The organism is Bradyrhizobium sp. SZCCHNS3002, assembly GCF_032377435.1.
Lineage (GTDB): Bacteria > Pseudomonadota > Alphaproteobacteria > Rhizobiales > Xanthobacteraceae > Bradyrhizobium.
Genome location: NZ_JAUHHY010000023.1, coordinates 21,963 through 41,091, shown reverse-complemented (window position 1 = coordinate 41,091; position 19,129 = coordinate 21,963). Strand labels below are relative to the sequence as shown.

At 61.7% G+C, this 19,129-nt stretch carries 12 protein-coding genes, 1 tRNA gene and 1 pseudogene; 10 read left to right on the top strand and 4 right to left on the bottom strand.

Features of this window, described 5'->3' with window-relative positions:
- Positions 1 to 18: 18 nt before the first annotated feature.
- On the top strand, positions 19 to 357 hold the full coding sequence (locus QW845_RS31835) for a hypothetical protein (RefSeq protein ID WP_315805468.1): 339 nt from the start codon (positions 19 to 21) through the stop codon (positions 355 to 357).
- 210 nt (positions 358 to 567) lie between these two features.
- Positions 568 to 642: transfer RNA gene (locus tag QW845_RS31830), tRNA-Glu, on the top strand.
- Here QW845_RS31830 and QW845_RS34255 read toward each other — a convergent pair.
- Positions 602 to 1,306, bottom strand: a complete 705-nt coding sequence (locus QW845_RS34255; protein WP_409997996.1) for a tyrosine-type recombinase/integrase — start codon at positions 1,304 to 1,306, stop codon at positions 602 to 604. The genes QW845_RS31830 and QW845_RS34255 overlap by 41 nt on opposite strands.
- A gap of 419 nt (positions 1,307 to 1,725) precedes the next feature.
- Entirely contained in the window at positions 1,726 to 2,217 is a 492-nt protein-coding gene (locus QW845_RS31825) for a hypothetical protein (RefSeq protein ID WP_315805467.1), read from the bottom strand.
- 242 nt (positions 2,218 to 2,459) lie between these two features.
- On the opposite strand from QW845_RS31825, the gene dcm reads away from it, so the two are divergent.
- From dcm to QW845_RS31790, 8 genes and pseudogenes are all read left to right on the top strand, one after another.
- Positions 2,460 to 3,731: a DNA cytosine methyltransferase gene (gene dcm / locus QW845_RS31820; protein WP_315805466.1), complete on the top strand. Its 1,272-nt coding sequence runs from the start codon at positions 2,460 to 2,462 to the stop codon at positions 3,729 to 3,731.
- 2 nt (positions 3,732 to 3,733) lie between these two features.
- The gene (locus tag QW845_RS31815) at positions 3,734 to 5,848 is read left to right on the top strand and encodes a hypothetical protein (RefSeq protein WP_315805465.1); all 2,115 of its coding nucleotides are present in this window, start codon (positions 3,734 to 3,736) and stop codon (positions 5,846 to 5,848) included.
- Entirely contained in the window at positions 5,845 to 7,356 is a 1,512-nt protein-coding gene (locus tag QW845_RS31810) for a hypothetical protein (protein WP_315805464.1), read from the top strand. Before QW845_RS31815 ends, QW845_RS31810 begins: the two co-directional genes overlap by 4 nt.
- Entirely contained in the window at positions 7,353 to 12,791 is a 5,439-nt protein-coding gene (locus QW845_RS31805; RefSeq protein ID WP_315805463.1) for an ATP-binding protein, read from the top strand. The genes QW845_RS31810 and QW845_RS31805 overlap by 4 nt, the downstream gene beginning before the upstream one ends.
- A 3-nt stretch (positions 12,792 to 12,794) precedes the next feature.
- Positions 12,795 to 13,238: a very short patch repair endonuclease gene (locus QW845_RS31800; RefSeq protein ID WP_315805462.1), complete on the top strand. Its 444-nt coding sequence runs from the start codon at positions 12,795 to 12,797 to the stop codon at positions 13,236 to 13,238.
- 90 nt (positions 13,239 to 13,328) lie between these two features.
- Positions 13,329 to 13,508 (top strand): annotated as a pseudogene (locus QW845_RS34250) (YgjP-like metallopeptidase domain-containing protein); the annotation flags it as partial.
- Between the two features lie 25 nt (positions 13,509 to 13,533).
- On the top strand, positions 13,534 to 13,896 hold the full coding sequence (locus tag QW845_RS34245) for a M48 family metallopeptidase (protein WP_409997995.1): 363 nt from the start codon (positions 13,534 to 13,536) through the stop codon (positions 13,894 to 13,896).
- A 132-nt stretch (positions 13,897 to 14,028) separates the two neighbouring features.
- Positions 14,029 to 17,772, top strand: coding sequence for an ATP-dependent RecD-like DNA helicase (locus tag QW845_RS31790; protein ID WP_315805461.1), 3,744 nt, complete (start codon positions 14,029 to 14,031; stop codon positions 17,770 to 17,772).
- On the opposite strand, the gene QW845_RS31785 is transcribed toward QW845_RS31790, so the two are convergent.
- Both QW845_RS31785 and QW845_RS31780 read right to left on the bottom strand, forming a co-directional pair.
- Complete coding sequence (locus QW845_RS31785) at positions 17,769 to 18,062, bottom strand: hypothetical protein (protein WP_315805460.1); 294 nt, start codon at positions 18,060 to 18,062, stop codon at positions 17,769 to 17,771. The genes QW845_RS31790 and QW845_RS31785 overlap by 4 nt on opposite strands.
- A 232-nt stretch (positions 18,063 to 18,294) precedes the next feature.
- A complete protein-coding gene (locus QW845_RS31780) occupies positions 18,295 to 19,095 on the bottom strand; it encodes a hypothetical protein (protein WP_315805459.1) in 801 nt (266 codons plus the stop codon).
- Positions 19,096 to 19,129 lie beyond the last annotated feature (34 nt).

Below are 19,129 nucleotides of genomic sequence, written 5' to 3'. Positions count from 1 at the left end.
TGTGAAGTCGAGATGTCCATGAACTCTACCGTTGCGCCCGAGCCGTCCTCGCCCGAGCAGGCCCAGCTGATGGCGCGGCTGCGGCGCATGATGATGATCGCGGGCGTGACCACCTCGATCGCGATCGCCGTGCTTCTGGTCGCCATCGGCTACCGCCTTTTCCGCGGCGAGGGAAGCTCCGCGTCCGGCCCGGACCTCACCGCCATGCTCCCGAAGGGCGCCCGCATCGTCGCCACCGGCACCGCCGGTGACCGCCTGGCCGTCACGCTGGATGTGGGGGGCACCACCGAGATCCGCACCTTCGACGCCAAGACCCTCAAACCCACCGGCCGCCTCCGCTTCGCGGTGGAGCCGTAAGGGTACGCGACGCAGACGCTCGCCACGTCGAGCGGGACTCGCGGCCCCCACCCCCGAGCCCTCCCCGCAGCCGACAATCGCTTCGCGATTGCGGCGGGGGGAGGGGTCGGGGGTGGGGGTCCCCACGGGCACTCTCTCCTCCTCCACCCACAAAATCTGCATCCCCCGTCTTGCGGCGCGGCGCGTTCAAGGCTATGCGGTTCACCTCACGCTCCCTTCGTCTAGCGGTTAGGACGCGGCCCTCTCAAGGCTGAAACAGGGGTTCGATTCCCCTAGGGAGCGCCACATTCCAAGCTAAGCTGTTGATCTTTATAGCTTCGTCGGTGGGGTTTGCCACTTCGCCAATTTGCGGTTTGCCACTTTGGTTTTCGGACTGCCGCTGGATCGCCTGTCTCGCCAGCCGCTCTTGGTCCGCCGCGCGTGTGTAACGCTCGACTTCTGCTAGCGTCTTGTGCCCGGTAATCGCAGCGATCTCGCTTGCAGAACATCCGGCCTCGGCCAATCGCCGCGCGGCCGCTTTTCGGAGCCCATGGGCTTTGCAGCGCTGGGGGAGCCCTGCCTCCCGGATCGCGGCCGAAATCATCTGGCCGAAGCCCTTCACTGAGAACCGCTCGCCGTAGGCTGTGGCCAGGATTGTCGGGTGACCACGGTTCGCGGTCGAAAGCACACGCTCCAACGCTTCATGGATCGGAACAGTGAGTTTGGTTGTGGTCTTCTGCTGCGCAACGCGAATTGCGCCATCCGCAATGTCCGCCCACGTCATCCGATAGACGTCCGACCCGCGTTGACCAGTGTACAGGAGCAGCGCAAACGTTAGGCGCTCCCGTGTGCCTTCCGGCCAGTGACGCTCGAAGACTGCTATCTCGCTTTCATTCCAGGTGTGAATTTCCTTCGACTTGTATCCCCGCACGCCGGCAGTCGGATCTCGATCTGCCCAGCCCAGCGCCATGGCGTAGCGGATCAGGGTTCGGATTCGCTTCAGCAAAATTATGCCGGCTCCCGGCCTGTCGGCCATCTTGCCGATGACGATGTCGACATGTTCTCTCGTCATTTGATCGACACGTCGGTGGCCGTGTTCTTCCAGGAAGCCGTCAATCACTCGCCGATAGTTGGTGCGGCTGGAAGTGGACAGCGATCGATACTGGGGAGAGCCATAATAGAGGATCGCAAGTGCGGCGAAGGTCTTGGGAGCTGCCGCCCGTCGTAGCTCAGCAGGCTTTGGCCTATTGGCCAACAGCGCCGCGTATGCGTCCATGAACTCACGACAGCCTGGCAAGCCGGGAAGGGGCGTACGCCTTCCATCGCGGCGGAAGTAGTAACGCATGCGGCCGGTACGATCACGAAACGCGTGAACATATTTCAACCGGATTATACCACGTCCGCCCATGTGTCGGATCCTTCGCTCTCTCCTTCATGAGGAAGAGCCTTGAACGCCGCGCGCAGCTCATCAACGTCCCAGACAGAGCGCCGGTCAATTCGTCGAGGGCGCGGCATCCGAGCTTCTTTGACCAGCGCGCGGAACTTACTCGCGGAGACGCCGATCGCCGCGGCCGCCTCGATTTCGCCAAGGCCAAATACAACTGGCAAAAGTGGCAAGATGTCGATTCGCGGGGGCGCGCGTTTCATCGTTTTGATCGAGGTGCTCAAGAGTTGGCGGAATGGTCTTCTGCCAATCTGGCAAACCCGCATTCTGAGGTGAAGCTGTCGACTGCTTTGATCGCAAGATCGAGGAGTATCGAGTGGAATTTGGCCGAGCGTCACCGAGTCCTGTGAATCGTTTGGCAAGCGCTGCTGACGGGACTGCCGGCAATGCGCGCTCTTGCGATGTTGATCAATGGATCGACAAATGCGGGCGATCATCCCAAGATCAATTCGTCAAACACGTCCAGGGAGGCGACTTGTTGGCCTGGATACAACAGGATATCCAGATCGCAACGGTGACAGTCGACACCTTCTCCCTCAGTCAGCTGGGTCCGACGATCGCCGCGAAGGCGGGCGCTCGCTAGTGCGAGAATGGAAGCACAATCTGCTTGGCGGCAAACCTCTAAGTCATCACAATATCTCCCAGCTCCGATTCGGCCTGGGGCAAGAAAGGGGCGGGTGTGGAGGCCAGAGATCATAAACCAGTTTTCATCGATGCTTTCGCAGGTTGTGGCGGCCTTAGCCTTGGCCTCCTACGCGCAGGATGGAGGGGCCTCTTTGCGATAGAGAAGGACGCGTTCGCGTTCGATACCCTGAGCTCCAACCTCACGGGCGACAAAGCGCGCCACGCCTTTGACTGGCCCGAGTGGCTTGAAAAGCAACCATGGACAATCGAGGCGCTCATGGAACAGCACGCCCTGCACTTGTCAGCGCTGCGCGGCCGGGTCGACCTGCTGGCCGGAGGGCCTCCCTGCCAGGGATTCTCGAGCGCCGGGCGGCGGCGTACAGCGGATCCCCGTAACCAGCTGGTCGAGCGATACCTCGAGTTCGTAGAGTTGGTGCGCCCGAGGTTGGTGCTCGTGGAGAACGTCCGCGGCATTACTTATGATTTCGTCGCAGGCGACAACGTTGCGAGCAGGCGGAATTTCGCGGGCGAACTCGTGGAGAGGCTCAGTGAGGCGTATCACGTCTACGCAGATACGATCAGATGCTCGGCCTTTGGCGTTCCCCAGGAGCGACCCAGGTTCTTCCTCGTGGGAATGCTGAAGTCCGAGTTCAAGAAGCTTCCCGACGGAGAAGATCCTTTCGCCAGGCTGCGGGCCGCAAAGGCTCGCTTTCTCGAGAAGCGGGGGCTGACGTCGAAGGTTACCTCGCGGCAGGCGATATCGGATTTGGAGAAAGGTATGGCCGGAGTCGGCCCAAGCCCCGACACCAAGGGCTACCAGGCAATCCTGACGGCGCGGCCTCGATCGAATTTCCAGCACTTGATGCGCGACGGCCACAAGGGTCAGGTCAGCGACACAAGGCTTGCGAACCACCGCCCCGATATCATAAAGCGCTTCAAGAAGATCATTGCTGAGTGCGTTGCTGCCGGCCGCTTGAACGTGCAGCTCAATCAGACGATGAGAGAGCGCCATGGCATCAAGAAGATGGCGACGAGGGTGCTTGATCCCTCGGCTCCGTCCCCGACGATCACCAGCATGCCGGACGACTTGCTGCACTATAGCGAGCCCCGGACCTTGACGGTGCGGGAGAACGCCAGACTCCAGACTTTCCCCGACTGGTTCGAGTTCAAGGGGAAGTACACCACGGGCGGCCATCTTCGAGCTCGCGAGGTGCCAAGGTTTACCCAGGTGGCAAACGCCGTTCCGCCGCTCATTGCCGAGATGTGGGGCGAGGTCCTCATCACGTACGAGAAGGCGCGTGCCGTTGCGCGCAAGCTGGCGGCATAGGCATGTCCAGCGGCAGCACCAGCGTGCCCAACATCGCCTCGGAGGAGTTCCCGCGGGGGCTCGTCGGATGGTCTGGAAACCGGGGCGGGGGTGTCCGCCGGCTCTTCGACCGGGCAAGCGGCCGCCCTGGAGCTGGGGTCTTTGAGACCAACCTCCTTCACCGCCTCCGGGACTGGGCCCGTCGGCTGGCCACTGGTCACGAAGATGCGCCGAGGGTCGTACTTCTTGTCGGCGGACCCGGCAACGGCAAGACGGAGGCCGTCGAGGCGACGATAGGCGAGCTGGATCTGGCGCTCGGCTCCGCCGGCGCTTTAGGTCGTGCGCTGGCGGCCCGCTTCCATCCACCGGAGGGCATGCCTGTAGGGCGCCTCGTCGAGGTGGATGCTGGAGCTCTGGCTGTCCCTGCGCGCGAACTGCGGCTGCAGGTGGTCCAGGACGCGTCGGTTGGTGGGTCCACGGCCTGCCCTGCCGCCCGGCTACTGGTCGAGGAGCTGGAGAGGGCGACCTCTAGCCAATCCTCGACGGCCTACCTGTGTTGCGTAAACCGCGGCGTGCTCGACGACGCGATGATCTACGCCATCGACAACCACGTTGTCGGTGCACGGCGCGTGCTCGAGGCGGTTGCACGTGCCGTCAGTCAGACCGCCGGGGCGCCGTCGTGCTGGCCGCTGGATGGCTTCCAGGGAGTGGCTGCATGGCCGATGGATGCGGAGTCGCTGGCGGAGCGAACGAGCTGGGGAGACCGGCCGCCGGCCGAGGCGATCCTGAGCCGCGCTGTCGACCCAGCGCTATGGCCACAGGCGTGCGCGGCTGGCCCAATGTGCCCCTTTTGCGGTTCACGCAAAATGCTGTCCAACAAGAGAGAGGCTGGATCACTGCTGAAGATGCTTCGCTGGTTCGAGCTCGCCACCGGGAAGCGCTGGGCGTTTCGCGACCTCTTCTCGTTGTTCTCGCACATTTTAGCGGGATCTGGGTTGCCCAAGGATGGCGCGCTTGACCCGTGCCAGTGGGCGGCGGCGCAAGTCGAGGCCGACAGCGCCGCTGTCGGTCGGCCGAGGAAGAACACATCGACCGCGCTATATTGGCTGGTATCCGCGCAATACCAGCACACACTGTTCCACTCGTGGGACAAAACTCTCGTGGCGTCCTTGCTTAAGGACGTGCGTGAGCTGGGTTTGCACGAGACCAATAACACCGCCATGGGCCTATATTACTTCCTGCAGTCGCGTTCGGCAGGCTATCAGCCGGCGATGATCGGCTCGCTGCTGGACGACCTCGACAGGCTGCTCGACCCCGCCATGGCCTCGCCGGACCAGCAGGTTCTGGCGTGGGGAGGCGCTGTAACGCTTGGCGACCTTGATGCGCGGTTCAGCAGGTCGGTGAGGGAGGGCCTCGACTTTGCGGTCCGCATCCGTTCGATCAGCGTCGCAGAGCGCACACTCCTTGAGCGCCTCGCGGAGCTCGATGAGCTGCTGGCCACCCCACGCCTGCGCAGCCGCCGGCCAACCGCCGCGACAAGGATCCAGAGGGCGACCCGCGACTTCGCTTGCCGGATGGTGCGCCGGAGCATAGGGGCGCGCCAGGCAGCCGTCCCGGATGGGGCACTCCTGGATCGTTTCCATCGGCTAGTTGTCGATACTGGCGGCCAGGGTCATGAGCTGCACGAGGTCGCGATACAGGTCGAGAACCTCTTGAACAATGGCGCCAACTTCGATGTCTCGCTGACCACCACGTTCGGCCAGCCAATGCCGCCGACTAGGGGCCGGGCGATCCTTGAAGTTCCGAGGCGCAGGGTCTATGCGCGCGACGCGTGCGTAGCTGGCCGGCCGGCGCCGTCCATTTGCTTCCTCGATGTCGAGGCAGGTGGGAGTTCCCAGCCTATCGCAGTGACCTACGACCTGTTCAAGGCAATATCCGACTTGGAGCGTGGCCTTTCGCCAGCATCGCTGCCCCACAGCGTCCAGGCCCTTCTCGACATGACGCGGGCTAAGATGGCGGGGTCGATCGTCCGTGACCGGCATGTCCAGGAGCGCCCGACAATCCACATTGGCGATACCCTGACAATCGAGCGGCACCGCGGTAAGTTTATCGCGACCAAGAGGGGCCAGCGCTCATGAGCCTCGCTGAGTTTCTGTCGTCGCCGTGGAGCAAGTCGCATACTGCCTACCAGGCGTCTGCGCTGTCCATCGCGCCGGCGCCGGAGTACGCGAACGCCGAGGTGCTACTTGCCGGCCTCTATCGGACCATCGGCCTGCCCGGAGTGATGGAACGCGATGTGCCCGGCAATGGCAGGCAGCTAGACAAGGTGATCACGAAGGCCCGCGATGGGGGAAGGCCGCCGCCTGACGCGGCGCTCGATGGCGAATCCGCGCAAGCGCTCATCAATGGGGTGCTTCAGAGTCCCAAGCTCCAGAATCAGTCGGCCAAACGCTTCATCCAGGTGACGCCCCTTGTCGGTGAGACCGCTTGGTTCTCCGGCTCCGCACGCCTCGCCGGAAATCCCTGGCGCGCTGGCGCATTGCTCCGCCGCATGGTTTGGCTGGGGTCGGAGACGGCGGAGCGAGCGAGCGCGACTTGGGAAGCCCTCTTCGAGGCACTCTCGGTCACTGATGGCGACGACGTCTTTGCGAGGTTCCTAAGCCGCGAGCTTGCTGCTTGGACTGGCCATCGCTTTAGTAGTAGTGCCGAGATGCCGGCAGGGGGCGAAGTCCTGCTTCTGCCTCCCGGGGAACTCGACGGCAAGCCCTTCCCGGCGCGGACATTTGCGGGCGACCTTAAGGCAGTTGTCGCGGCCAAGCCGCTCATGACTCGCCGGCAGTGGACGAGCATGCTGGAAGCGCTGGTGAGGATCGCTGCCTTCGCCCACGTCGCCTGGCTGTGCGAGGTTCAACGGCGAGCGTGGGACATCCTCCGCCGCGCACTCTCGGGCGGGACGGACCCAGCCCCGCTACGCGACCAGCTTTATCCATCCTCCCTCGCGTTCCTTACCTTCGGCATGGGAGCGCAGGCCGAGCTGAAGGACCGAACTTCCGCGTACCTGCGCGCGCGCCTCGGCATCAACACCGTGCTTTGGTCCTTGGCTGATGCAGGGATCCCTTTTGAAGGCACGTTGGGGTCGTCATCCGAGCTCGAGCAACTCCGAGACCTTGTAGTCAAGAATGCCGGTAAGCTCGGCGCCGTTCTCGACCATGTGGATGACCTCCTGGAATCGGAGGCCCGCACTCTCCTTTGCTCGAAGGGCATCGGGTCCAACCTCAAGGAATTTGCGCTGCACGTCCTTTACCAGCGCATTCCCGGGGACACGCTGCTTAGGGGGTATGACAAGGGCTTCGTGCTTCACCGGAAAGGTGCAGGCAGGACGGGGCGGTGGATCTGCGCGCCCGGCCCCCTCGCCCTCCTGACTCTCGTCCATTGTTCCCTGGCAGGAGTGGCGGGGCCAAGGTCGGTGCAGCGTCTGGCCCAGCACATGGCGGCCTACGGCATCTCGGTGAATCATCGTGACATTGCGCGAAACGTATTGGGCCATCAACTGCGAATGCTCGGACTCGTCCTCGACAGCCCAGACGCCGAAACGGGAATGCTGCTGGTTGCTCCCTTTGACGCCGCCGACGAGGCCTCGACATGATGGAGCTTGCAGCTTGGCTTGCAAATGAGGTTCGGCGGAGGGTCGCCGGGACGACGCGGGGCTCCAGCGAGGTGCGCCTAATCTTCCACGGCCCGCCGCTTGAAGTGCTAGCTGCGGTCTACGACGACCTTGCGAAGGACGGAGAGAGCATCCCGGTACCAATTCTCCTACAGGTGCCGTCGCTCGCGCCTGGACAGGCGAACCCGCCGATCGGGGCGTCCGGCAGGTGCGAGGAGGGCCACCTCCTTGACCTCCGCAATTCGCCCAGTAACCCAAGCTTTCTCGCCCTCGTGCCTCCTGGGGTGCGTGCGATCATGTCGGTGACGTCGACTACCGACGAGTTTGGGTTGGCAGCGACAAGCGACGGCAGCGACGTGTCCTTTGGCAACTGGTGGGCGGAGCCCCTTGTGCAGGACGCTGTCGGCGCCGCCCTCGACGCACTCCAGCTCAATGACCAGCAGCGGGCCGAGGCCTCGGCGCTTGTCGAGCGCGCTGCCGCGGCCGCAGATGCTGTCGACGCAGAGCAGGGAATGCGGGCCAACGTCTGGCGACTGCTCGCTAGAATATTCTCAGTATCCGCAACCGGCCTTGGGGTGGCAGAGGGACTAAGCTTGGCCTGCGGCGTTCCTCCAATGGATGCTGGGACACTGTCCGCGGCTGAGCAGCAGGCCAGCCTCGACGGAGTCGTGGCTGCCTTGTCTGATGGGTTTCGGTCAGGGCTAGAGGGGCCCATGCAGCTCGCAACCCGCGACCAGCGCGTATGGCTGGAGGCTTTCCTGGGCCATATTCGCAACGTGTGCGATGTCCCCACCGCCCTGGAGCGTGGAGGAGAGCCATTCTACCAGCCGAACAACGACTGGCTACTGGGGGCACCCCCGCAATGGTGGACCGGCCTGACCGTGGAAGTCTGGGCTTCGCTGCTCTCGGACGAGCCCGAGATCGCGGGCGACATCCAGATCGAGGTCAAGAACGCTATCTTGCCGCCCGCTCGGGGCGTCCCCTTGGTTGTCGAGAGTACAATCGAGCTCGCTATTCGGACGGCGGTCGGGCGGGATGGTCCCGTCACGGTTCGCATTGAGCGGTCGCCCGGGAAGACTAGCGACGGCTTTCCATTGGAGCTGGAGTTCGTCAGCGAGGCCGAGCACGTGGACGCCACACCTCCACGCCACAGGTCGCCCATCCAGTACAAGGGGGTTGCCGACGGCCATCGCCCGGCATCGACAAAGGTCATTTCCCTCGCCAGCTGGGCGCCCGGCATTGTTGTCGCGTGCCGACTCGCCCGAAAAGTTGTTCCGCCAAAGGCGCCCAGTAGACGGGCTCGCGACGTGGCGCTGGAGACCAGCATCGCGCTGCCGGGGCCAGGCCGCTACGAGCTCCTACTTTTGTTAGCGGATGGCGTTGAGCTCGCGCCCCAGGCAATTGGAACTGGAGGCGAAGGCACTGCATCGGCTGAAGCTGTTGCTCTCTCAGTGCGAGAGCTGCAGGCTGGGCGGCATCAGCTCGAAGTCGATGTGGATGGCGCTTTCCAAGTCGACCTGCAGCTCTCCAGGACAGATGGCGGCAAGGCCAAGCCGGAGACCTGCCGAGTCTACCTGTCTGTCGACGACGTTGCCGAGGATGGCTGTGGCAGCGAGTTTGAGCGGTTGATCAAGCTAAACCGGCGTCTAGTCGAGACGACCGGCGCCAAGCCGGTAGTCCAGGTGAGCCGGTCGCGGGCGAGCACCCTGCAGGGTTGGATGCTTCAGTCAGTTGCGTTGTCGTACCTGCCACTAGTGCTCGCGGACGACTATGGCGACCACTGGTCGGAGCCTGCCTGGGCTGAAGAGTGCGGGCGAATTTTGTCTGGTGCCCGATACCTTCGCGACCCCCGCCCACCCGCGAGCGCCTTCAGCCCTCCGGCGGCATTCCTAAGGTCGCGCGCCGCCCTCGCCGAAATGATCCGCGGCGAAGAGCACTCGAACCTGACCGAAGCCGCCCCTCTGGGCGAATGGCTGAAGTCCCGCGACGGATTTGGGCCGGCCATCGAAACCTACGTAGACTCCTATGCATCGTGGCTGAAGGCGAGCCCGGAAACGGCGCGGTGGGCCGACGTCACTTGCATCGCCTCGCTGGAGCCTGGCGGCCGGACAATCTCCCGAGTCCCCGACGCCATCCTGTTGTCGCCACTTCATCCCCTGCGCCTAGCTTGGCATGCTGTTGCCCAGGGGCTGCTCGTCTCTACCGCAGCCAGCAATCGGCCTTGTCCGGCGGCGGGGGTGCTTGATCCGGGCGTTGTTCCGGACATCTTGCACCTGCCCCTGACCTCCCCGGAAGGGCTCGACGAAGTGCCGTTTCTCGCCGTGGAGGCGAATTCTGACTACTGGTCGGTGCTCTGGAATGGGAACAAGCTTTCTAACCTGCCGGCGCGCGCTGGGAAGGAACCGTTCGGCGCAGCCCTCGGTCTCTCGATTGGGGGCATTTCGGCCGGCTTCAGCTCCAGTCAGGTAGTGCGAGCGCTCGACGACGTAGCCAATGTCCTCTGCGCAAAACCCCGTCTGACGGTTCACGTGGCGAGCGCTGGCGGCGCGACCGAAGCGTGCAACGAGGGCTTAATCGCTTGGTCCTCGCAGCGCTTTGGCGAGCCGGAAAGGTTTGACCGGAGGCACTGGCTCGGCGCACGCCGCCTCGACGTGTTCGACGGCAGGCGCGCGGGCGAGATGCCTGAGGACTCTGCCATCGCGAACCTCTCCGAGGACACTGGCAATCGCGTGCGGTGGCTAGTCGGCGCCCAGCCAGACTGCACGCTGGACCTGGGCATCATTGCGCAGCTCGAATCTTCGGAGCCCGAGGCATCGCCGACCACGTTGCGATCGGCACTGGGCCTCGGCGGCTTGATAAGGCACCGGGTACGAAAGCAACTTCCATCTGCTTTCCTTTCCGAATCTCGTCAGTCTCTCGCCGCTCCTGAATGCGGCGAGGTGCTGGCCGATAAGGTCGCAGCGCTCCTATCAGCGCTTGAAAACACCGGGCCAACACTACTCGGGCTCCGCTTCGCGCCAGACGTCCATGCCATCGGGGAAATGCTGGAGCAGAAAAAAGCCGACTACGTCGCCGTCTCGTCTTCAGCCGTCGACCCGGCCTGCTTCCTCGGGGATTGGCTGCCGAATTCCTACCTTTGGGACTACGACTTGCCGTCCTATTCCCACCGCGCGGGCGATACCAACGGCTACTACCTCCTCTCGCGCATCAAATCGGAGGACCGGGACGGACTAAAGAAGGTACTATCGAGGCTTCCAGGTGGATCTGCTCTCAACGATGATCAGGTCGCCGCAATTCTGCTTGAGGTCGCGCGCCGGGGCATTCCTACAATTCGTGGCCTCGCTGGCGACGACACGGGAGCAGCTGGGGACCTTGGACTATTCGTGGCTGCGCGGCTGCTGCAAGATCGCTTCAGGGGCGAGGCTAGCGCCGAGAGCTTGCTGCCCGTCGTTGGCGGTACGATCGTCGACCCGAGGATCGCGCTAGTTGTCCCAGTGGATCCCTTCCGGCGGTTCGTGGATGATCTCGCCCGAGCGCTGCACAAGGAGCGACCCGACGCCACTCTTGCGCGCCCAGACCTAATGGTGATTTGCGCTACCTTCAAAGCAGGAAGTGCAAGGATTCACCTGACGCCGGTCGAGGTTAAGTGCAGGCTCGGAGCAGTATTCCCGCAAGGTGAAGTTGAGGATGCACTTGGGCAGGCGAAATCTCTATCGGGGTTGCTCTCGACGCTTGCGGCCGATGACGGCGAGCTGTCAATCTGGCGGCTTGCCTACCAGCAGCTGCTGTTGTCGATCGCTGGCTTCGGAATGCGCGTTTACAGTCAGCATCACGATCTTTCCGGCGGGGCGGGAGTCTGGTCGGCCTTCCATGAGCAGATAGCTTCGGCAATCCTGACGGACCCGCACGCCGTGAGCATCGACCCTCGAGGCAGGCTCGTCATTGTCGACGACTCGCCCGTCAGCAATGCGTTCGACAAGGACAAGGACGGCTTCGATGAAGTCATTGTCGTTAGCGGCAAGGACGCGGGCCGGGTGGTCGCCGGCGATGCCCAGCCCTTCTATGACGGTGTGAAGGCTAAGGTTGGGGATTGGGGACTGATGCCTCCGGACCGCGAGCCCGCTCCGGCCATGCCTGTTGGCTCCCAAGGCTCGGCGGGAAACGCGAACGACGGGGTCCTTGCCGGTGGAGAGGCCGACGAACCATTCCTGCGGCCAAGCTCCGGAGGTGGAGATGTGCAGGTTATTCCAGCGAACGAGTCGACGATCGAGCCGCAGCCTGCCTCCGAGACCGACGCCGGCGTTGCCATCGAGGTCGGCCGAACGATTGATGGGTTCCAGCCCCGCGAGGTAACGCTGGCTCTGTCGGACACGCGGCTCAACCAGCTCAACATGGGAGTTGTCGGCGATCTCGGGACCGGAAAGACGCAGTTGCTCAAGTCGCTGATTCATCAGATCGGCTCGGCCGCGCCGGTTAACAGGGGAATCCGCCCCCGGGTCCTGATCTTCGACTACAAGCGAGACTACAGCAGCGATGACTTTGTCGAGGCAACGGGAGCAAGGGTCGTGCGGCCTCGACGCCTTCCGCTCAACCTGTTCGATACGCGCGATATCGGCGATTCTGGTGTGCCCTGGCTCGACCGGTTCAGGTTCTTCGCCGATGTGCTCGACAAGATCTACTCGAACATCGGCCCCGTGCAGCGGGACAAGCTCAAGAAGGCCGTACGCCAGGCCTATGCCAGCGGGCAAAGCCCGACGATCTACGACGTCCATGCCGCCTATGGAGAGCTGCTGGACGGGAAGTCGGATTCGCCGATGTCCATCATCGACGATCTCGTTGACATGGAAATCTTCGAGTCCGATCCGGCCAAGTGCCTGACGTTTGGCGAGTTCTTGAACGGCACAGTCGTTATTTCCCTGGACGCGCTCGGGCAGGACGACCGGAGCAAGAACATGCTCGTCGCCATCATGCTCAACATGTTCTACGAGAACATGCTGCGGACGCCCAAGCGGCCGTTCATTGGCACTGAGCCGCAGCTTCGTGCCATCGACTCGTTCCTGCTGGTGGACGAGGCCGACAACATCATGCGCTACGAGTTCGATGTCCTTCGCAAGCTGCTCCTCCAGGGTCGCGAGTTCGGCTGCGGCGTGATTTTGGCCTCCCAATACCTCAGGCACTTCAAGGCGGGGGCGACGGACTATCGCGAGCCGTTGTTGACTTGGTTCGTGCACAAGGTGCCGAGCGTGACCGCGGCAGAGCTGGCAGCGCTTGGCCTCGGCCCTTTGGCTGCCGAGCTTGCGGACCGAATCAAGATGCTCCGCAATCATCAGTGCCTCTACAAGTCATTCGACGTCCAAGGCGAGATCGTGCGCGGCCTGCCATTTTTCGAGCTGCGCGCGCGCGAGGCCGGCGACTAGCCTATGCCTGATTTCCTGACGCCAGAGCAGCGGTCGGAACGAATGTCGCGCATTCGCTCCAGGGACACAAAGCCAGAGCTGGTGCTGCGGCGAGAGCTCCATCGGCTTGGGCTCCGCTATACTTTGGGAAACAAGCGGCTACCGGGAAAACCCGACCTAGTCCTCCCGCGTCACAAGGCGGCGGTCTTCGTCCACGGCTGCTTCTGGCACCGCCATCCCGGCTGCAACATTGCGACGACGCCGAAGTCGAATACGCCGTACTGGCAGGAGAAGTTTGACCGGAATGTCAGCCGTGACGCCCGCGTTAGGGCCGAACTCGAAAGCCAAGGCTGGCGCGTTTTCGTCGTGTGGGAATGCGAGCTGCAGTCAGGAAAGCGATCCTCACGTACTGCTTACCAACTAGCTGATGAAATCCGCCACGCGCGTACTCTCCAGAATCCAATCTAAGTATCGACGACGGAAGGCGCCCAAGCCGTAAGCTCCCGGCGACCGCCGCCTTGCGCCGGAGGGCACGCTTGAGAAGCCATAGGACAAGTCTTGGAGAAGCGCCTCCGCAAGCGTGCACGTTGGCTCATCCGCCAACTCTTTCATTTCGAGCAGTTCCGGCCGCGCGCACCCGAGCGCCGCTACGTCGGGGGTGAAACGCACCTCTATCTTGGCCGCCAGTACCGCCTCAAGCTCCACAAGGGCGCCGAGGAGGAAGTGAAGCTTAAGCGCGGGTTCCTCCACGTCACGGCCGCCGATCATCGCCGGCCTCAGACTATCAAAACGGCTTGTCCAGGGTTGGTATCGCGACAAGGGACGAGCCCGGATCACGGAGCGCTTCGCAACGATTTCGGCGCGGTTCGTAAAGATGGGATGTCGTCCACCGGAGCCGATCTTTCGGGCGATGCCGCGGAGGTGGGGCAGCTGGAGCGGCAGTGGCCGCATCACGCTCAACCCCGACCTCATTCCGGCACCCACCTGCTGCATCGACTATGTGATCACGCACGAGCTTGTTCATCTGATTCATCCGCATCACGGTGCGGCCTTTTTTGAGTTGCTGGAATCATTGATGCCGGACTGGCGGAAGCGAAAGCAGCGCCTAGAGCAACTTCTGTCGTAAGTCCCCGTACGATCATTGAGGTTGCCGAATGAAGCCGACATCCATCATACCAAAGAATCGGCTCTAGCTCTACGCTTTTAGGTTGCGGGCTGGTAACTTGGTCGCGCATTGTCCGGGGGGCTCGGTTTTTCAATGGGGTATCCTTTACGTCACATCTCCTTGCGCGTGCCATGGCATGACACCGCCTGGGACGGCCACGTCTGCGCTAATCCACATCTCAATAGCAGTTGCCTCAAGCTACGGCGCATTGCTCAAAGCAGGAATGACTCTGCTGAAGGGAAAGTCAAAGGGCGACTAATTTCGGATTTGACGGAGGATCAACTACCTTGCTGCGTCGGGGAACGTGTTTCCTTCCTCGCGGACTTTGATCTGATCCGGACGGTCAACCATCCATACAACCACGGGCCGGAAACGCCTCACGGCCATTTTGACGATACGCCTCTTCGGCAACCTGCATACTCCGCGCCAGCTATTCCGTTTCGATGGGTCCTGCGGGACAATATGTCCGCATTGGCGGAGGAACACGCCCTTGATGTGCAGGAAGAACGTGAACCCGACCTCGGGGATTTCGGCAAGGAGTGGGTCCAGAATAAAGAGAACCAAAAAGCGCTCCTGGACTGTTTCAAAGACCACCTAAAGGACGAGGCTTCTCTCTGCTTTTTCTACGCCAAGCAGGTGCCTTTCGTCGAAGACACCGCGGGTACACGAGTTCTGATCGGCGTAGGCCGCGTCCTGCATTCCACTCCGGCCCAAGAATACCGGTACAAGACGAAGAGTCTTACCGGAAAGCTTCGCTCGATGATGTGGGAGATGATGATCCAGCATTCGATCCGGCCCGGATTCAAGGATGGCTTCATTTTTCCGTATCACGCCGCGATCGACAAAGCCGCCACCGACTCTACCTTCGATCCAGCTGATATAGCAGCTCTGGTACCGCAAGACCGCTTTGGCGAGTTTTCTTACGCATCCGAGCTCGTTACCCACGACGGTGCGATCGGTGCTTTGCTCTCAAGCGCGGATGCCCTGCACAGGGCAAAGGATCATTTGCCAGGCCCCTGGAGCCAGTGCCTCAAATGGATTGATGCGCGTCTCGCGGAGCTATGGAAAGCGCGCGGTCCCTCTCCTGGACTTGGTGCTGCTCTTTCGGCGTTCGGCCTCGGACTAGGAACATTTGTCGCCCGAGAGATCGCCGCAAAAGCTGGCGACAACGAGGACCCATGGCCGCTCGTTGAGGCGATGTTCTCAGATCCTGCTCACACTCTCCCGCAGCACCTCGCCGAGGGCGTCGGCGAGACTCTCTGCAAGAAGTGGAAGCGTCTGCCGGACGAACGCAAAGCTTTGCTGAAATTAGTTAGCCGGTTTGAGATCGAGCCCCAGCAGGCTGCACTTGCCTATGTGCAAGAGGAGAGAGCGAAGGCAAACATTGACTGCACTGATGCTGAACTACTTGCGAACCCCTATCTCCTATTTGAGAGCACGCGGCTTTCGGCCGATCCAATTAGCGTTTGGACTGTAGACCGCGGGGTGTTTCCGGAAGAGATCATTCGTAAGAAGCACCCCTTGCCAAAGCCGAGCGCACTCGACGCCGGGACCGACGCGCGACGCGTTCGCGCTTTGGCCATAAACGTCCTGGAAGACGCGGCAGCGAACGGAAGCACGCTTATGCCGCAAAGCCAGCTCGTGCTCAAAATTCGGGGTGCGAGCCTCCAGCCTGCTTGCGATGTCGACGGCGATCTTTTGAATGTCGCGAAGGATATCCTTCCGGGCACGATAGCAGAAACGGCGCTTGCCAATGGTGCTCCAGCCTTACAGCTGCAGCGGTTGGTGGAGACCGCTGACGTCATCCGGGATGCGATTGACAAGCGCCTCAAAGGCAAACGCCTCGCGGTGAATGCCGACTGGCAGGCATTGCTCGACGATCATCTGAAGCAAAAGGGCACCAAAGAAATTGACGAGTTCGAGGAGAGCGCGCGGCAGGAAAAGACAGCTGCTTTGAAGGAACTGGCGGAGGCTAGAGTTTCGGTACTTATCGGGCCAGCCGGCACGGGCAAGACAACCCTATTGTCTGTTTTGTGCTCGCATCCGACGATATCGGCGGCCGGCATTTTATTGCTCGCGCCGACAGGCAAGGCGCGCGTGAGAATGGAGCAATCCGCCGCGTTTCTCTCAGGACAGACGATCGCCCAGTTCCTCAAGCCGCATCGGTATGACGGATCGACAGGCCGATATAGGTTGTCAGACAAACCAGCCGAACCAGGAGCGCGTACCGTTATTGTTGACGAATGCTCCATGCTTACCGAAGAAATGCTCGCGGCGCTCATTCAAGCGCTCAAGAGCGTGCAACGTCTCATCCTGATTGGAGATCCTCGGCAATTGCCGCCAATCGGCGCCGGTCGTCCATTTCTGGACATCGTCAAGCATTTAACCCCAGAAGGCGTAACAGCCAAGTTTCCGCGCGTAGGTCCTGGGTACGCCGAGCTAACCGTCCGGCGCCGGCAAGGCGGAGCGGACCGAGAGGACCTGCAATTAGCCGAATGGTTCAGCGGCTCGCCGATTGCCCCTGGTGAAGACGATGTTTTCGATAAAGTGGTGCGCGAAGGCGCGAGCAAGCATGTGCGCTTTGTCGAATGGACGGGGCCGGACGACCTCAACTCGAAGCTTATAGTTGTTTTAACTGAAGAGCTTGGCTTGAGCGGCCCCAGCGACATGGCCGGGTTCGATGCCTCGCTCGGCGGGACGCGGTGGAAGGAGCTCTCTTTCTTCAATCCGTGGAACGGCAACGTGGGAACGAAGGGAGCAGCTCAAATCGCCGAGGGCTGGCAAATTCTATCTCCTCTGCGAACCGCTCCTCACGGTGTTCCCGCGTTGAACCGCTTGATCCATCGCCACTTTCGCGCGCAACAAGTCGACGTCTCGCGCAAACAGCGCAACCGAAAATACACCAAGCCAATGGGTACGGAAGAAATCGTCTACGGTGACAAGATCATAAACCTCATCAACACCGATCCGTCCATCTGGCTTTACAAGCATCGTCGCGTTTATCCCGCCAAAGACAATGCCTACATCGCCAATGGCGAGATTGGCATGGTAGTCGGCTATTTCTGGCGCAATGGAGCGGCTGACTTCCGCTGGAAGCTTGAGGCGGAATTTTCCTCTCAACCGGGGTTCAAATACGATTTCCTCAGCCGAGATTTCAAGGAAGAGGGAAATCCAGCTCTCGAACTGGCCTACGCTTTGACGGTTCATAAGGCGCAGGGAAGCGAGTTCGGGAAGGTGTTTTTCATACTGCCTAACCCGTGCCGATTGCTCTCGCGTGAGCTGCTTTATACGGCGCTCACGCGCCAGACTGAGCGCGTTGTTATCCTTCATCAGGGGCCGCGATCCGAATTGCGTAAGTATTCATCAGACGACAAGTCGGAGACGGCTCGGCGCCTCACAAACCTATTCGAGGTTCCGCAACCGATCGAGATTGAGGGGCGCTTCTACGAAGAAAAGCTCATTCACCGCACGTCGCGCCGCGAAATGGTCCGCTCAAAATCTGAGGTTATCATCGCAGATCGCCTCGCGGCAAACGGCATTGACTACATTTACGAGCAACCCCTCACCATCGGCAACACAACGAAATATCCCGACTTCACGATCGAAGATATGGAAAGTGGCGAAAACTACTATTGGGAGCATTGCGGCATGCTGCATGTCCCTCAATACCGCAAGCGTTGGGAGGAGAAGCTAGTCTGGTACCGGGCCAACGACATTCTGCCAAGCGATCAGGGCGGGGGCACGCGCGGTGTTCTTATTGTTACGCGCGATGGCGAAAACGGTAGCATCGACGCTGCTAACATAGACCAGCTCATCACTCAGCTCTTGAAGGCTTAGAGATTAGCACCGGACGGAATCGAATCGCCTGCAGAGGCATCGCCGCGGCAGCCGACGCGAACACGCCGAGGATCGTGCAAGTTGTAGGCCACGCGCGACTGGGGACGCGCGCTCGGAGCACGATGTCGCAGAGCCAGCACTTTGCGGATGTTGGCAAGGTTCAGCAGCGCGTAGTGCCTCAGGACCGAACCTGCCTCGAGATCGGGCAGCAGATGTTCGATATAATTGGCAAGATCGCAAAGTTCGTTCCCGGTCTTGTGCATCAGTTCGGCAATCGTCCAGTAAAGCATCGCTTCCTCCATCGCTTGACCGCGCCAATCGCCGCCTTCTGACGGAGGCCCCTGCGACGGAGGAGGCGGATGCATCGCGCGCGACCGCAGCGCAGTGGAGGAGTGCCAACGGCACTTGCATTCATGAGCCGATGACCGGCGCGATAAGGCCGGAGAAGGACACGATAGGTGCGGTGGGATGGGGAAAAACGCTATCTGACGCCGCCTGCAGTACGATGCCCGCAGCGAATTCTTATGCGGAAAGCAGCTCAAGGACCGCGAGATCGATAAGCGCGTCCGGCACACCAGCCTCGCCAGCAATTTCTAAGTAAGGGCGTGCATTCTCAGGATCGTCGAGCTGCCATAGGATGTAGGCGCCGACCGCGTAACTTGTGGTGGGATTGCCTTCCGCGGCTTCGGCGATCACTTCCTCACCGACAGGCGCGATTTTGGGGTCGAAGGCGAACGTAACCCGCTCTAGGACACCGTGCGCCGTCGCGTGCAAAAACGTCATTTCGAACAGATACGGTCTCGCCGCGCGCAGGAGCACAGGACCTTTGACGTCGATTTTCTCCGCGCGTGCGACCCGTAGCTCGAGAAACGCATCGCCAAAATCGCCGGTCACGCGTTGACCTTCCGCGGTCGCGTAGGCCTTTGCCGACAAAAGCGGCCGCCAGCCTTCAAGCCGCCATTGCGGTACGAGCCTCGGCGCCTTCGCTTCAGCAGAATCGTGCGTTACACGCCGCGGCGGGCGGCCGTTGTCCGTGCAACCATGCTTCGGCCAAGGCCAGCCCAACTCGTCGAAGAATACGCGGCCGTCATAAGGCGAGCGATAGAAATAGACCAGCTTCCCGCACACCGGACAGTGTGCGTTTGGGTTAACGTAGCTCTCGACCGTCCCTCTGCCGTCTTTAGTCCATCCGGCAGACAGCGGGCGTTCAAGCACCTCCTCGGCGTACCAACGCGCGCGGGCTGCGGCTCGCGGGCCGCCACCTCCCGTGTCGCCACCAAATCCGCAAGGACAATCTAACGAGTGATTCTGGGCGTTGCACATGCCTTCGCTCCGGCAAGCAGCCCCCTGGATATAG

What these genes read in the sequence shown, in the direction of transcription:
- QW845_RS31835 (WP_315805468.1), top strand. Translation starts at nt 19, where the DNA reads ATGAACTCTACCGTTGCGCCCGAGCCGTCCTCGCCCGAGCAGGCCCAG.
- QW845_RS34255 (WP_409997996.1), bottom strand. Translation starts at nt 1,306, where the DNA reads ATGGCGCTGGGCTGGGCAGATCGAGATCCGACTGCCGGCGTGCGGGGA.
- QW845_RS31825 (WP_315805467.1), bottom strand. Translation starts at nt 2,217, where the DNA reads ATGATCGCCCGCATTTGTCGATCCATTGATCAACATCGCAAGAGCGCG.
- QW845_RS31815 (WP_315805465.1), top strand. Translation starts at nt 3,734, where the DNA reads ATGTCCAGCGGCAGCACCAGCGTGCCCAACATCGCCTCGGAGGAGTTC.
- QW845_RS31810 (WP_315805464.1), top strand. Translation starts at nt 5,845, where the DNA reads ATGAGCCTCGCTGAGTTTCTGTCGTCGCCGTGGAGCAAGTCGCATACT.
- QW845_RS31805 (WP_315805463.1), top strand. Translation starts at nt 7,353, where the DNA reads ATGATGGAGCTTGCAGCTTGGCTTGCAAATGAGGTTCGGCGGAGGGTC.
- QW845_RS31800 (WP_315805462.1), top strand. Translation starts at nt 12,795, where the DNA reads ATGCCTGATTTCCTGACGCCAGAGCAGCGGTCGGAACGAATGTCGCGC.
- QW845_RS31790 (WP_315805461.1), top strand. Translation starts at nt 14,029, where the DNA reads ATGGGGTATCCTTTACGTCACATCTCCTTGCGCGTGCCATGGCATGAC.
- QW845_RS31785 (WP_315805460.1), bottom strand. Translation starts at nt 18,062, where the DNA reads ATGCTTTACTGGACGATTGCCGAACTGATGCACAAGACCGGGAACGAA.
- QW845_RS31780 (WP_315805459.1), bottom strand. Translation starts at nt 19,095, where the DNA reads ATGTGCAACGCCCAGAATCACTCGTTAGATTGTCCTTGCGGATTTGGT.